Consider the following 13,613-nt stretch of genomic DNA (forward strand, 5'->3'; position numbering starts at 1 on the left):
GGCCGCGCCGCCAGGCTAGGCCGCCCCGCCGGCATCGTCGCGCAGGGCCGGCGACAAGTAGTAGCCTTCGACGGAGAAGCGCTTCTTGTAAGCGAGAAAGCAGATGATCACAACGGAGAGCGTCGTGGCCGCCGAAATCATGAGCAGCACGACGATCTGGTACTTCGCCGCGATAACAGGATCGGCACCCGTCAGAATCTGGCCGGACATCATGCCGGGAATCTGCACGATGCCCGCCGCCGACAGCTGGGCCAAAAGCGGCGTCATGCCGGCGCCCACCGCCGCCTTGATGGAAGGAAACGCCGCCTCACGCGGAGTGGCGCCCAAAGCAACCATCATGTATATCTCGTTCGCACGGGAATCCATGCTAGCAAACAGGCGGTCGGTGGCCACCGCTGCCGCGGCCAGCGTGTTGCCGAGAATCATGCCCGAGATGGGCACGAGCTGCATGGCGTTGTACCACGGATCGGCGTGGATGATGCCTTCCACCACGATGAACGCGATGACCATGGACGACACGGTAATAGAAAGGAAGATGTCGGCCCAAAGCCCCCGCACGACCTTGTTCGTGCGGCCCGTGGCGATCTGCGTCGCCGCGATGCACATGCCCAGCAGCACCAGACACACGAGCCACCACGTCTGGTACTTGAAAAGGTAGCCCAGAAGCAAGCCCATGGCGAGCAGCTGCAGAAACGCCCGCACGGTAGAGACGGCGATGCGGCGGGTCTGCCCGAGTCCCATGCGCCACGACACGATGCCCGCCACCAACATGAGCAGACTCGCGCCCACCAGTTCCACATATCCGATGTTCACCACGCCGCCGGTCATCGGGAGCCCCCCTTCGCAGAGGGCTCGACCGGCTTTCGGTCGGCCGGCGCAGGTCGCAAAGACGGCGAGTCGCTCCTTGGCGATGCGACTGGGTCGAATGCGGAACCAACAAGAGGGGAAACACCGGAAGGCGCACTGGGCACCGCCTTCAGCTTCGCAAGCACTTCATCGGCTCGCGAGTCGCATCCTTTCCCCGCGCTTGTAGCGGGTGCGTTGTCGGCCGTGATCTCGTTTTGATGGTAGGTCATCTTCCCATCGGCCAGCGTGAACACCCCGTACGCGTAGCCATCCTCGGCCCGATGGCGGATGCGCAAGCAGGCGGCCCCGCCCGCGAGCATCGCCCGCGTAAGCCGACTGACGGCCACGGCCGACTCCTCATCAAGCGCCGCTTCCACCTCATCGAGCAGCAGCACGGTCGGTCGTGTGGCGAAGGCCCGCAGCAACGCCACCCGAGCAAGCTGGCCGCCCGAGAGCTGAGCCGCCGCGTGATCGAGCGTCACGCCATCGAGCATCGCCAGGGAAAGCATCTCGTTCAGCACGTCGTCATCGGGCTTCGGCGAGCCGGCATTCACCTTCAGCGTCCAGGGAAACAGCAGGTTGTCCCGCACCGTGCCGGGCACCAACGACGCAGCCTGAGGCACCAGGCACACGCGCCGGCGCCATTCCATCGGCTTGAACCGATCAACGGGAACACCCTCGAGCGTCAGCGTGCCGCCCGAGCGCGGCAGCATGAGCGCGCACGCGTTCAACAGAGTGGACTTTCCCGATCCGGAAGGCCCCGTGAGGTTGTACAAGCAGCCCGCCTCCAGCGAGAAACCCACATCCGCAAAGGGCGCGAACGGCTGCCCGTCGCGACGAAACTGCACCCCGATATGTCCTGCCTCGAATAACGCCATGCGAGCATGATACCCGACCCCGCGATCTCCGCAACAAGTGCCCACCGTTTGTGATCCAGTCGCTATGCGAGCGCCTGCACGCGCTCGACCATACGAGGCGATTGCCGTAGTAAGATGGAACCAGAAACGCACGACAAGCGCGAAAGCGACGAAAGCGAGGCGGCATGGTTTACGACGAGAGGGACATTCGAAAGGCGCAGGCGCTGGACATCGCGCAGAAGATGGTGGTGGCAGCGCGGACGGCGCCCAAGGGCAAAGGCGTCGATGTCGTGGAATGCGCCGTGGTGGACGGCGACGATTTGGAAGCGCTCGCCTGCACCATGGAGGCCGTCGGCGAGGATCGCGGGTTCGCATTCTTCCTGCGCGACGCCAACTGTGTGCGCAAAAGCCTCTGCGTGGCGCTCGTGGGCACGCGCGAAAAAGCCCAGGGGCTCAACTGCGGCCACTGCGGTTTCGCCACCTGCGGCGAGCGCACGCCAGGCGTTCCCTGCGAGGTGAACTCCGTAGACGTGGGCATCGCCCTCGGCGCCGCCGTGTCGCGCGCCCAGGCCTTCGGCGTCGACACCCGCATCATGTTCTCCGCCGGCCTAGCCGCCCAACAGCTGAGCCTGCTCGGCGAAGGCGTGGGGCAGGTGTACGCTATCCCGGTAAGCATCAGCTCCAAAAGCCCGTTCTTCGACCGCGGGTAGGTCAGCTGCGGTCGCATCCGCTCCAGCATGTTCCAGAAATCGCGCCATAATCGCGCCAATCGCGCCATAATCGCGCCAATCGCGCCATAATCGCGCCATAATCGCGCCAATCGCGCCATAATCGCGCCATGGCACGATTCCGAAGGGGTGGTCACCGTGAACGCGCATCAACTGCGAGACATTATCGAAGAGGGCGAGAACGACCGCATCGAATTCAAGCGTTGCGGCAACCAGCCTGAAAAGGATCTCTTCGAAACCATCTGCGCGTTCGCCAACACGTTCGGCGGCACTATCCTGCTCGGCGTAGAGGACGACGGCTCTCTCACGGGCATCGATCCAGCCCAGGTGCTTCCCATCACGAGAAACGTCCTCAATGTCGTCAACAACCCCAACGCCTTCGACGTGCCCGTCTCCATGGAATTCGAGCATATCGAGATCGGTGACCGCCAAATCATCAAGATCGACGTTCCCAACAGCCCGCAGATGCACAGCTACAAGGGCAAAGTATACGAACGGCGCGGGGATGCCGATGTCGTTGTGCGCGGAAGCGCTCCTCTCGCCGAGCTCTGCATTCGCAAGCAGGGAATCTATACCGAACAGCGCATTTTCGAGCATGTATCCCTGAGCGACCTGAGAGAAGACCTCATTGACGAGGCCCGGCGACTCGCTCTCGCGAAGAGAAAAGACCATCCGTGGGGAGCCATGACGAACGCGCAGCTCGTCGAATCGGCCGGGCTCTTCGGCAAAGACTACTCAACGGGAAAGCAGGGCTATAACTTGGCAGCCGTCGTTCTTCTCGGCAAGGACGAGGTTATTCGATCGCTGTGCCCCACCTACAAAACCGATGCACTTGTGCGCCAGCACGACACGAACCGCCACGACGATCGGCTCGTGGCTACCACCAACCTCATAGACGCCTATGCCCAGATCGCCGGGTTCTGCAGGAAACATCTTCCAGACCGCTTTCTTATGGAAGGAGACTTCGCCCTCAGCCCCCGCGATACCATCGTGCGCGAGCTGGTCGTCAACTGTCTCATTCATCGCGAGTTCACCAGCCCCTTCCCGGCAAAAGTCATCATTGACAATGAGGGCATTCGAACCGAGAACGCCAGCCGGGCTTCTTTCGAAGGGCCCTTGGAGCCTGACACCTTCAGCCCCCTCCCGAAGAACCCTCTCATCGCTTCGTTCTTCGTGCACATCGGTCTGGCCGAAGAGCTGGGCAGCGGCACGCGCGAGCTGTTCAAGAATTCTCGTCTCTACACGGGCCGCGACCCCGAGTTGGAGGAGGGTCTGATTTTCAGAGCATTCGTACCGACCATTCCCGCAATCCAGGCGGTGAGCAATTCGCCCGACAAACAGAGCGCCCAAAAGGACGGCATTGACGAGGTTGCCTCTCTCGCCTTAAAGCTGGCCGAGAGCAATGGCGGGGTGCGAACTGCTGACCTGGTTGATGCGGGAATTTCCCGCCGTACAGCCCAGCGCACCCTAAGCGAGCTTGTCGAACGGGATCGGCTCACTCCGCAGGGCAACGGCCCGAGTCGCATTTATCGCCCGAATCGCAGATAAAACGATCCGGGGAGCCGAAACGTCACGACCGCAACAGCCGATTTAACTACGCAAGCACGAGAAACCAGGAGAGCCACCATGACAGACCACGCACTCGCGAGCTTTGAAGCGAAGGACGGCACGGGCCGGTGGGAGGTTTTCACCTGGGGCATTATCGCCAACGGCCAGCGCTACCACTTCACGAAGCAGTCCCATATCGTGTGCGCCGGCCTGCCGGGGCGCACCGAGAAGCACGTCTACCAGACCGAGGAAGATGACGGCTTCGGGCTGTGGGCGGCGCTTGCCGTCTACCAAGAGACCGGCAGCCTTACCGACGCGGGGCTCGCTGCCTGGGCTTTGGGCGGTCCGAGCATTGAAACACACATCGACACGCGGGAGATCCCCGGCAACGTGACGCTCTCCATCGGACACTTGCGCCGCGGCCGCGACGCCAACCTCTCCCTGCGCTACCGCGAGGACGGCCGCTGGGTTCAAGTCGGTGCCATCCAACACTTCGCCGACATCACCCTTGCCGCCATCAACGCCTACCGCGCAGGCGCGCTATAGGAGCGCTGCTGTCCAAGGCCTTCGGATCTTTACAAAAATGCAGGGCGAAGAATCGAAGAAGTGTAGAAATCGGCGATGTGAAGATGTCAAAAAGTGCAACGGAGTGTTTGAACTGCAAGCCACAGCATCCTACCAGTCAATCTCCTCGTACACGAGACCATGAGCGTCCTTGAGGCGGGCGAAGAACTCGGCGCAGTCGTAGACGGGAATGGTCGAGCGCTCGAAGTCGGCTTGGTTGCGCGTGATGATGGCCTCGACGCGCAGCCTCTTGGCACACTGGTAGAGACAGGCGTCTTCGAAATCGGACCACGGCGATTCCAGAGTGTTCTCGATGTCGTACTCCCCCAGCGTGCAGATGCGCGCCAGCCGCTTCACTTTCAGCAAGCGAAACTTCACCGCCTCCGCAAGGCACGGCTTGCCACCCTCCGTCAGCAAGTAGAACGCGTCCGCGAACTGCGATGGGCTCATCCACAGATCGACCTCGCCGAGCGCGCCCAAGATGAGCAGCTTGCGGACATCGGCAGCGAAAGGTTGCCGGTCCATCATGCAATCCAGCAAGATGTTGGTATCGAGCAGCAGCTTCATCGGCGACCCTCCCCTGCGGCACCAGAAACGCCCAGCCGAGCCAGCCGCGCATCTTTCGTCGACATGCTCCGATAGGGCTCGGCCACCGGGGCCACCAAGCTGTCCACCAAGCCCACCGCGGCTTCAACCTCGGCCCGACTGTGCGGCCGCCTCTCTTCCGCCCGAGCATCGAAGGGAAGAGCACCCCTCTCGATCACGTAATCGTAAAGCTGGTTGACCGCCTTCGACGCATTGGTCCCCAAAGAGGCCAAAACGCGATTGCCCTCCTCCTTCTTCCCAACCCCCATCCGAGCCGTAACCATAGCCTCCGCATTGCCCATAACCCGCTCCTAGCTTTTCAATGTTGTACGTTGTACATTATAACATGGGAACAGGGCAACGGGACGTACAGCCATCTCTCCGAACGCAATTAATATGCTGCGATCTCAGAAACGACGGGGAGCACGTAACCATTCCGAAGAACTAACCTACAGAACCGGCTACGATAGAAAGGAATGTGAAAATCCCCATCACTATAAACAGACCAATTACCAACGATGAAGCTTTATCGTCCTCGGTTTTCCTGGCATATCGCGTCTTGCCGCCACAATGTGGGCACACCTTGGCAGTCGCAGAAATTTCACGGCCGCAATCGGGACAATTATCGAGAGCCATAACAAATTCCTTTCATCTAAAGGCACTCTCCACACCAGCAGAGAGCATCTGCTTTATGCAAAGCAAAGCGAGAAGAGCAAACTGACTCTACTCATAAAACAAATGCGTCTTTTGCCTACAAGACATCCTGCATTTTCCGAGCTAAACTTGCCGCTCCAAATATCTGTCTGGTCACAAAGGACGCCTTTATATGAGCCATCAAATGAGTTTCACTTACGTCATAAGGCAAAGGTCCAACCTCGCCCCGCACCAACGGGTTGGAGATAAACTGATATTTATAGAACGCCATGCCATCACCCGCACCCCTTAGTTCCCATACTACGTCATTCGAAGTTAAGCCCCATATGTAGTTGGGGACTGGCACAAAATCCGTCCCGTCTTTTCGAGCCGCGAGACAATCCGACAGCAGCCCAACCTCAAGCTCGTCGCGCTCCGAAGAAAGTGCCCATTGCTTGAGAATGCTTATGGCCTGCGCCTCGCTTTCAAATGCCTCTTCGCTGGTATGCATACCCTTGCATCCTTTCTTCGCATCGTGCATACGCTACTGAATTGCACCGTGCGATTGAAGATAATTCGCCACGTGAAGGTGTCCGCTTTTAATTGCGCTCCCCAATGCTGTTGTGCCTAATTTGTTCCTTCGATTTACATCTGCGCCCGCTTCGACAAGAGCCTGAACAGCCCCCAGCATTCCTTCTTCAGATGCATTAATTAATGGCGTCGCCTGATATCCTCGTGTAGTGAAATTAACATCTGCGCCCGCTCTTATGAGAGCACGCATGCATTTACTATTGCCCTGCTGCGCAGCTACATAAAGAGGACTTAGCCCCTCATGTGTGAGCCCATTAGGCCTTGCGCCCCCATTTAGAAGAACCTGTACAACTTCTGCATGATCTCCTGGCATTGTTGCCGCGACATAAAGCATAGAGAACCCTGTGGAGGGAAGCGGTTTGTTGGGATCAACGCCTCCACTCAACACAGCCTCAATGGCCTTCACGTCATCCTGTTCTATTGACTTGAGAATCATTTCACAAATCATGGCCTCAGCAATATCAATTCGCATTACTGCCCTCTCTTCTTACTGTGCGATCTAACATAATTTACGAAGCTGGTATTTAATTCGATCGCCATTTAGTTTCATGCGTAGTTGATCTCTGTAAGACAGCCTACACTGTCCCCAATTACTCCATTGCCCAATGACGTTACTCACTTCCAACAGCAACATGTCCCTTATAATTCCCCTCATGCGAAACGCGGCAACACATACTTCATCCCCCGGTTATGCAGCCTTTATTAGCTATCGGCATTTGCCTCGGGACGCGGAGGTGGCTTGTGAGGTGCAGCGGGCGATTGAGGAATACCGGCTACCACGGCATGTTGCGCAGGCGCACCAAGCCTTTCGTCCCCCTAAACTCGGCAAATGCTTTCGCGACGAGGACGAGCTTGCGGCTTCGCACTCGCTGCCCGACAGCATTCGGGAGGCATTGGCGGCTTCGCGCGCACTAATTGTCATTTGCTCGCCGGAAACGCAGGAAAGCCCCTGGGTGCGACGAGAAATCGAGATGTTCGAGCAGCTCCACGGGCGCGAGCGCATCATTTGCGTGCTGGCCGCAGGCAGTCCCGAGGAAAGCATTCCGCCCATTCTGAAGACGCGCCTGATACCCGACGCCAGCGGCGTTTTGCGGGAAATGCCGGCCGAGCCCCTCGCCGCCGATCTGCGTCCGGAGGCTAAGGCCAAGCGCAAGGCCGAACTGCTGCGCATCATCGCCGCCGTCGCCGGCTGCAGCTACGACGATCTCCGCCAACGCGAGCGAGCCCGCAAGCGCAAGCGCATTGCCCTCGCGTCCGTGGCAGCGGCCCTCACCATCGCCGCCGTCGGCGTCTTCGCCTTCCAATTTCACCAAACCAGCGAGGCGGCGCTCATCGCGGAATCGAAGAGCCTCGCCGCCCAGGCGCTCGACCAGTACGCCCAGGGGGAGACCGCGCAGGCCATCGAGACTGCGCTTCAAGCCCTCCCCTCTTCCGAGAGCGACACTAGCCGGCCGCTCGTTCCCGAAGCCCAAGCCGCCCTCGAAAAGATTCTAGCGCTCAATCCCGATCCGGAGCAGCCCTGGACGCCGTTCTATCTGTTCGAAACGGACGGGGAAATCGTAGATGTCACCTACAGCCAGGAAGGTACCTGGGCCGCCGTCCTCGACGCCACAGGAACCGTGTCCCTCTACAACGCCGACAACGGAACGCTTACGGGCACGGCAACACCCCACGTCTTTGAGCTGAGGGATGACACAGTTCCTGCGAGAGACTGGTTTATCAAGGCCATATCCCCTTCGTGCCTCGTTATGGGCAATGTAACGGGGCCAGGCGGCGTTGTGGTCATTGATCCCCTCACTAATGAAGTCCTCTTGGATCTGGATGACATCTACCCGCTTACGGCAATACCGCTCGAGAACGAGACGGGCTCCTCCGACTTCGGGCTGCTCACGTATGGCACTCGTTCCATAGCGGCTTTTCTCGTTGACGCGCAAGCGAAGAATCTCCTCGCAGGCGCCGAGATGCCCGTCGACCAGTTCCCGCGTATGGCGAACCTCGACACCTTCTGCATTCAGAAAGCGCCTGCAAGGGCCTATTATGCGCTCGATACGGCGCTCGTCACCTTCAATCTCGCCGATGAAACCGCACGCCAAGACACCGTTTCCGATGCCACGATCCAATCGGTGCACTGCAAAGACGACCTCGTCGCCTTTGCAGCGGCAAATATCGAGAACAGCAGCGACGGCATCAACAACTACCCCTTCTCCATCACCGTCGCCAGAAACACGGGCGACGGCTTCGAGACCCTTTGGACCTACGAGGACACCTTCGCTGTCACCGTCAGCACTAGGAACGATACCCCGCAGCCCTTCGCTAGCGTCCCGAAAATAGTCGACATTCTCCACTGCGGAGAAGATCTGGTCCTTGCCGCGGCCGGGAAGAAGCTCTACGCCTTCAGCCTTACAACAGGCGAGGTCGTCTACGAGCAGGAATTCGCCGCCTCCATCGTCGCAGCCCAACCCTGCTTCGTCGAAGAAGACCGCTACGCCATCTCGCTGGCCCTTAGCGATGCCACGCTCAACGTGATCAGTCCGTTGTTCGACGTCACAACCAGCACCGATTCCAGCACGACCGCAGTTCCGTTTACCCTCAATGGCGCATGGCTGGGTGCGGACAATTACGGCAATCTTGTAGCCTACCTGCACACCGCCGACCGGCTGAACCGCATCTACTGTTATCTGTTCCGGCCTTTCTGCGACAGCACCGTTGCCGAGGAGTTCACCCTCGACGAGCTTCTGGCCTATGCGCGCCAGGCCGTCGGCCAATCGTAGCGCATGCCCCTTCATTGCCCAATGTCGGTGCTTACGGCAGGTATGATAGGCACGTTATCATGCGGAATGCGCCATAGCGCACGCGGAAAGAAGGGAGGGATTGGCCAACCAATGACGAAAGTCAGACAGCGCGCGTCCCTTCCCGTTGACGCCGTCAAGCTCGCGCTTGAGCGGGAGCACCAAAAGCGTGAGGACATCAAGCCCATCGAGCTTCTGAAAGTGGCCCTGTCCGCCTATCTTGCCTTCACGTTCAACGAGGACGAAGCGAACGCAAAGGCGACGGCCAAGACGCCTCTCGAGTCAACGGACAGCGCCGCCCTTCGCCGCGGAACCCAGGCGGCCGTCGACCGGCTGCTCTTCAACGCTAATTACTGGCGTGCCGCCTACGAATCGCGCGTTTTCGAAGCCTGCGAGCGGCCAGAGAACGCCCGGCAGTGCCTGCAGGCCCTCTCGGTTTGGACGGCGCACACCCTCAAGCTGAACACGCTGTCGCCCAACGAGGCCGTGGCCACCTTCGAGCGCTTCTGCCCGCCTTTCGCCCTGAACCGACGGCGGGGATCCCACGATCGGGATCGCGCGGGAAAAGGCCCTCTTCCCGATTTCAAGCGCGCCATCAGCCAGATCGCCGCAAGCGGAAGCGAGTCCGAAGCCTCCCTTGAGGCACTGCGCGCTCTGCTAGACACCATGGAGGCCGAGGCCGTCGGCTACGAGGGCCTAGGAACTGAAAGCTCCCTCACCGCCCTGTTCGACATCCTGCCCGCCTGGTGCCTGCAGAACCGCATCGAGCTGGTCAGCGGCCCGTGGTGGGACGACTGCGCCGTCATGAACGCCATCATCGACACGCTGCACGCCCGTTTCGTCGAGCTCGACTTCGGTGGAGCGGTCTGCGATTACTTCCTCGAATCATGCTACGAGGCGCTGGACGCCTACCACCGCGACCTTTCCAGCGAGCCCTGCCCTTGGAGCGAGTTCTCCGTCCCGGAGCTGATCGCCGTCATCCGCGAAGAGCGCGAGCGCCAACCCAGTTTCGAAACCGACGGATACGGCAGCAACCTTCCCGCGTGGCTCATCAGCAAAGAGCAGCTCGTCTGGAACATCTGGGTCTGCGCCCTTTACGGCCCGGCGAGCGCGCGGCCGCTGCTGGTCGATTCGCCCGACTTGCTGGCCAGCCAGGGGTACGCCGGAAAGACCGACGTCATCACCGAGCTGGCCCAGACGTCGTTTCTGCGCTACACGACCGACCGCATCGCGTCGCAGACCGACCAGGAGTACGCCTCCTTCGCGAGCCTGCCGCCCGATTTGCGCGACTCCTCCATCGCCTACATCAGCAGCATTCACAGCAAGCTGGAAACGCTCGGCTACGAGGTGCTGCCCGCGGGCAGCTGCTACCCCGAGCGCTGCGTGACCGCCTTTACCGCAAGCGAGGTGGAATGCCTGGCCATTCTGGAGCACCGCCGTTGGCTGCGCGAGCGGCAGCGCGCCGGCTGGCGCTACGGCACCGCCAAGGACGTGGAGCGCCGGCGCAGCCCCTACATGGTGCCGTGGGAGGAGCTGCCCGACCGCGCCAAGGAATGGAACCGCTCGGCCGTGCGCAGCATTCCCAGCCTGCTGGCCAGCGTGAACCTGGCCGTGGTGAAGTAGCGGCGCCTTTCCCGCGCAATAGCGCCGTGGTGAAGCAGCAACGGGTCGGTAATGGTTGGCGGCTGCTTCTGGCGCGGCGACGTCGGGGGCTTCTAAGATGGAGGTCGCGCCTGCCCCTGCGGGCGTCCATCGACGAAAGAAGGCTCATCATGATTGAATCGACTCAGGTTCTGCATCAACTGAAAGTGGCGACCAACTACAGCAAGCTGGCCATGCACAAGTGCGGCCCGCGCAGCTTCAAAAGCGGGCAGGGCGCCATGTGTAAGGTGCTCTACAAGTTCGGCGACGGGAAACTGTCGCTGAAGAAGCTGGAGGAGCGTCTCGGCTGGGACGGCCACGAGGTCGTTCGCGTGGCCGAGAAGGCCCAGGAGAACGGCTACGTGCGCTTTGCCACCAGCAAGAAGGGCAAGCTGTCCGTAGCGCTGACCGACAAGGGCACCATGGTCGTCGAGAAGCGCCTGGCCGCCGAGGACCGCGCGGCCGACGAGGTGCTGGAGGGCCTGTCCGACAAGGAGCGCGAGTGCCTGCTGAAGCTGACCGGAAAGGTGATCGATAACTGCAAGGCCATGGGCGTCGATTACCGCACCATCGCCGTCAAGGGCTGTCGCGACCGCAAACCCGGCCACCATCACAACCACGGCTGCTGCCGACGCTAAAACAGAGCGAAAGAGCCGCCGATCGAATGAGCTCGGCGGCTCTTTTATGGTCGCAAGGAAAGTAGGACGACGAAGGCTCTCGTTGACGCCGCGGGCGTTACCTGCAAAACCGCTTTCGCCACCCTTCAAAAACTCTGCCGTGACGGGTTGTTGGATGGAGGGGGTCAAAGCTCTCGCGACCCACAACAGTGTTACATATTGCGTAATGATTGATTACTCAGTATTGCGCAGTAGCTACTCAGCAAAGCACGCCTGCCAGTCAATGGCCTCCATGATCGCTACAACCGTCTCGCATGTCCCGGCGAGGGTCATGTCGCCCACGTACGGATACTTGCGGGCGTACGCCGCCCATCGATCCCGCATGACGGCGTCGGAGGCCACCTCGGCCATCACCGCGCGGTAGCTGCCCATCGCGGCAAGCGTGCCGCGCTTCCCGGATGTAGCCGCAAGGGCGTCCCGGAGCACGTCTGGCTCCACCTCCGCCCTCCTTGTGAGCCAGAGCATGCGCAGGTCGTAGTAGTCGCGCGGGCGTGTGTTCGCGATGCCGCGGCTCACGACCGTCTCCAACTTTTCCGCCAGCGTGGTGGGGAGCGGGTAAGCCATTAGCGAGAGTGAGCGGTTGTCGAACATGAGAGGATAGCTGTACTCGACAGCGTCGGGCGTGATCTTGTCGCCCGTGGTCACATCGACGGTGACAGGCGAGCGCATCTTCTCATAACTGGCCAACAGGTGCACGCGTATGCCCGGGTAGTCATCTGTCTCGCGTATGTCCTCCGTGCGGACGAACTCGAACGAGAAGTCGTCATCGGCCTCCACGGCCGCGATCTCGCGGAACGCCCTCTCTGCATTCTCGTGGGTAAGCGGGAAGCCGCGAACCGTCGCGTCGAGGTCCTTGGTGCTCCGCCTGTCAACGCCCATCAGCGAGCTGATGAGCACGCCTCCCTTGACGACAACGCTGTCACGCCAGGGCGAGAGGGATATCCGCTCGAGCAACCGTTCAAGCAGGTAACTCTGCATCACGAGCTGCGGGGGCACCCCTCCTTCCTTGGCGCGATTGCTGATGATGGCCTTGAGCTGCATCGCATTTTTAGTTCTCACAGCAGCACCTCCAGGTAGTTTCGTATCTTTTTCTCCACACCAAGCGCCCGCGCGTAGCCCAGCAGCTTCTGGACGTCCTTCTCGCGGCTGCGGACGTACTGCTTCATCGCCGGGTTGACCACCTGCACGTCAACGGCGCGATGCCCCCGGACGATGTCGCAGAGCGTGCGCTCCAGGTCATAGGCGCTCACTTCGTTGCCGTACGGGGTTCTGACCGTCGTAAGCCCCAGGCCGAGCACCTCATCCGCGCACGTGCGCACCTCGATGCCCGCCTCACGCACCTTGGTAGCTCCGTACGAGCGCGGGAAGGTCATCGTAAGCTGAAACGGCACGCGGTCAGCGTAGCCATGAAGGTAGAGAGCAGTTCCATCCGAGAGAATGCCCTTGGGGAAGCGGAGCTGTGCGGCAAGAAATTCGTCCTCCCATGCGTCCGCCATGCGGTAGACGCCACGCTGCACACGCTCAAGCTTGCCCGCCTTCACCATGTCCGAAATTCGCGCACGGGGAATCCCGGCGTCCACAACCTGCGCCGTCGTCACCAGGCCGCTGCTCGATTCCGCCAAGTCAATGATAGCCTGCACCCCCACCACCTTCTCATTGTCCGTTTACACTGAATATTTTCTCATATTCAGTTAATACGGACAACGGAAAAATCGGAAGAACGCACCCGCCTTCCTTCCATCCATCCAGTAGGCACCACTATGAGCGTCACGCCATCTACCAAGATTCAGTGGAACTCTCTTCGCTGGCACTGTCCAACCTCTTGCTTAAATTCCAATAGGCGGCTACCGGCCGTAACGCACGAGAACGGGCAATCCTTGAGGTCGCCGCAGAGCTTGAAATCAGTGAACGGACACCACGACACTTGATCCCTCAATTTGCTGATGGCAGGTTGCTCGTCGCTGAAGGCTCAACCACTAATCGTATCTACTACACGCCAAGCAAGCCCTGAGAAGAACGTCTCCTTGCGCAGTTCGTTCAGGGTCCATCCGCCACCCAAGCTGCACGGGAGGAACCATGGCTACGGCGACAAAGAGCCTACTACCTCTCGATCTCCCATCGTTGTGCAAAGCTCTCAGCGCGCGCAACCCTTTC

15 protein-coding genes are annotated in these 13,613 nt (G+C 60.4%); 6 read left to right on the forward strand and 9 right to left on the reverse strand.

The window, feature by feature from the left end; translation table 11 throughout:
• Positions 1-15: 15 nt before the first annotated feature.
• Entirely contained in the window at positions 16-828 is an 813-nt protein-coding gene (locus tag ACW4QM_RS01625; protein WP_302222718.1) for an ABC transporter permease, read from the reverse strand.
• A complete protein-coding gene (locus tag ACW4QM_RS01630) occupies positions 825-1,694 on the reverse strand; it encodes an ABC transporter ATP-binding protein (protein ID WP_181869646.1) in 870 nt (289 codons plus the stop codon). The genes ACW4QM_RS01625 and ACW4QM_RS01630 overlap by 4 nt, the downstream gene beginning before the upstream one ends.
• Before the next feature lie 194 nt (positions 1,695-1,888).
• On the opposite strand from ACW4QM_RS01630, the gene ACW4QM_RS01635 reads away from it, so the two are divergent.
• The 3 genes from ACW4QM_RS01635 to ACW4QM_RS01645 all read left to right on the forward strand — a co-directional run bounded on the left by ACW4QM_RS01635 (position 1,889) and on the right by ACW4QM_RS01645 (position 4,525).
• The gene (locus tag ACW4QM_RS01635) at positions 1,889-2,413 is read left to right on the forward strand and encodes a ferredoxin domain-containing protein (protein WP_117283575.1); all 525 of its coding nucleotides are present in this window, start codon (positions 1,889-1,891) and stop codon (positions 2,411-2,413) included.
• Between the two features lie 156 nt (positions 2,414-2,569).
• Positions 2,570-3,979 carry an RNA-binding domain-containing protein gene (locus tag ACW4QM_RS01640; RefSeq protein WP_455798141.1) on the forward strand — a complete coding sequence of 470 codons (1,410 nt, stop codon included), beginning with the start codon at positions 2,570-2,572 and terminating at the stop codon, positions 3,977-3,979.
• 78 nt (positions 3,980-4,057) lie between these two features.
• Positions 4,058-4,525, forward strand: a complete 468-nt coding sequence (locus tag ACW4QM_RS01645; RefSeq protein WP_161128137.1) for a hypothetical protein — start codon at positions 4,058-4,060, stop codon at positions 4,523-4,525.
• A 129-nt stretch (positions 4,526-4,654) separates the two neighbouring features.
• Here the strand turns inward: ACW4QM_RS01645 and ACW4QM_RS01650 are convergent, their stop codons facing one another.
• From ACW4QM_RS01650 to ACW4QM_RS01670, 5 genes are all read right to left on the reverse strand, one after another.
• A complete protein-coding gene (locus ACW4QM_RS01650) occupies positions 4,655-5,110 on the reverse strand; it encodes a PIN domain-containing protein (RefSeq protein ID WP_161128136.1) in 456 nt (151 codons plus the stop codon).
• Positions 5,107-5,430 (reverse strand): type II toxin-antitoxin system RelB/DinJ family antitoxin, encoded by a 324-nt coding sequence (locus ACW4QM_RS01655; RefSeq protein WP_117283579.1) that lies wholly within the window; start codon positions 5,428-5,430, stop codon positions 5,107-5,109. Before ACW4QM_RS01655 ends, ACW4QM_RS01650 begins: the two co-directional genes overlap by 4 nt.
• Before the next feature lie 142 nt (positions 5,431-5,572).
• On the reverse strand, positions 5,573-5,764 hold the full coding sequence (locus ACW4QM_RS01660; protein ID WP_117283580.1) for a zinc-ribbon domain-containing protein: 192 nt from the start codon (positions 5,762-5,764) through the stop codon (positions 5,573-5,575).
• 115 nt (positions 5,765-5,879) lie between these two features.
• Positions 5,880-6,272 (reverse strand): hypothetical protein, encoded by a 393-nt coding sequence (locus tag ACW4QM_RS01665; protein WP_117283581.1) that lies wholly within the window; start codon positions 6,270-6,272, stop codon positions 5,880-5,882.
• Between the two features lie 33 nt (positions 6,273-6,305).
• A complete protein-coding gene (locus ACW4QM_RS01670) occupies positions 6,306-6,824 on the reverse strand; it encodes an ankyrin repeat domain-containing protein (RefSeq protein WP_161128135.1) in 519 nt (172 codons plus the stop codon).
• Positions 6,825-7,005: 181 nt separating this feature from the next.
• On the opposite strand from ACW4QM_RS01670, the gene ACW4QM_RS01675 reads away from it, so the two are divergent.
• The 3 genes from ACW4QM_RS01675 to ACW4QM_RS01685 all read left to right on the forward strand — a co-directional run bounded on the left by ACW4QM_RS01675 (position 7,006) and on the right by ACW4QM_RS01685 (position 11,420).
• Positions 7,006-9,123 (forward strand): toll/interleukin-1 receptor domain-containing protein, encoded by a 2,118-nt coding sequence (locus tag ACW4QM_RS01675; protein WP_227069493.1) that lies wholly within the window; start codon positions 7,006-7,008, stop codon positions 9,121-9,123.
• 111 nt (positions 9,124-9,234) lie between these two features.
• Positions 9,235-10,764 carry a RyR domain-containing protein gene (locus ACW4QM_RS01680; protein ID WP_181869643.1) on the forward strand — a complete coding sequence of 510 codons (1,530 nt, stop codon included), beginning with the start codon at positions 9,235-9,237 and terminating at the stop codon, positions 10,762-10,764.
• A 149-nt stretch (positions 10,765-10,913) separates the two neighbouring features.
• Positions 10,914-11,420: a MarR family winged helix-turn-helix transcriptional regulator gene (locus ACW4QM_RS01685; protein ID WP_114538956.1), complete on the forward strand. Its 507-nt coding sequence runs from the start codon at positions 10,914-10,916 to the stop codon at positions 11,418-11,420.
• 234 nt (positions 11,421-11,654) lie between these two features.
• Here the strand turns inward: ACW4QM_RS01685 and ACW4QM_RS01690 are convergent, their stop codons facing one another.
• Positions 11,655-12,518 (reverse strand): nucleotidyl transferase AbiEii/AbiGii toxin family protein, encoded by an 864-nt coding sequence (locus ACW4QM_RS01690; protein ID WP_114538955.1) that lies wholly within the window; start codon positions 12,516-12,518, stop codon positions 11,655-11,657.
• Positions 12,515-13,099, reverse strand: coding sequence for a type IV toxin-antitoxin system AbiEi family antitoxin domain-containing protein (locus tag ACW4QM_RS01695; protein WP_302011579.1), 585 nt, complete (start codon positions 13,097-13,099; stop codon positions 12,515-12,517). The genes ACW4QM_RS01690 and ACW4QM_RS01695 overlap by 4 nt, the downstream gene beginning before the upstream one ends.
• Between the last annotated feature and the right edge of the window lie 514 nt (positions 13,100-13,613).

This window comes from Adlercreutzia sp. CNCM I-6207, from assembly GCF_977072305.1.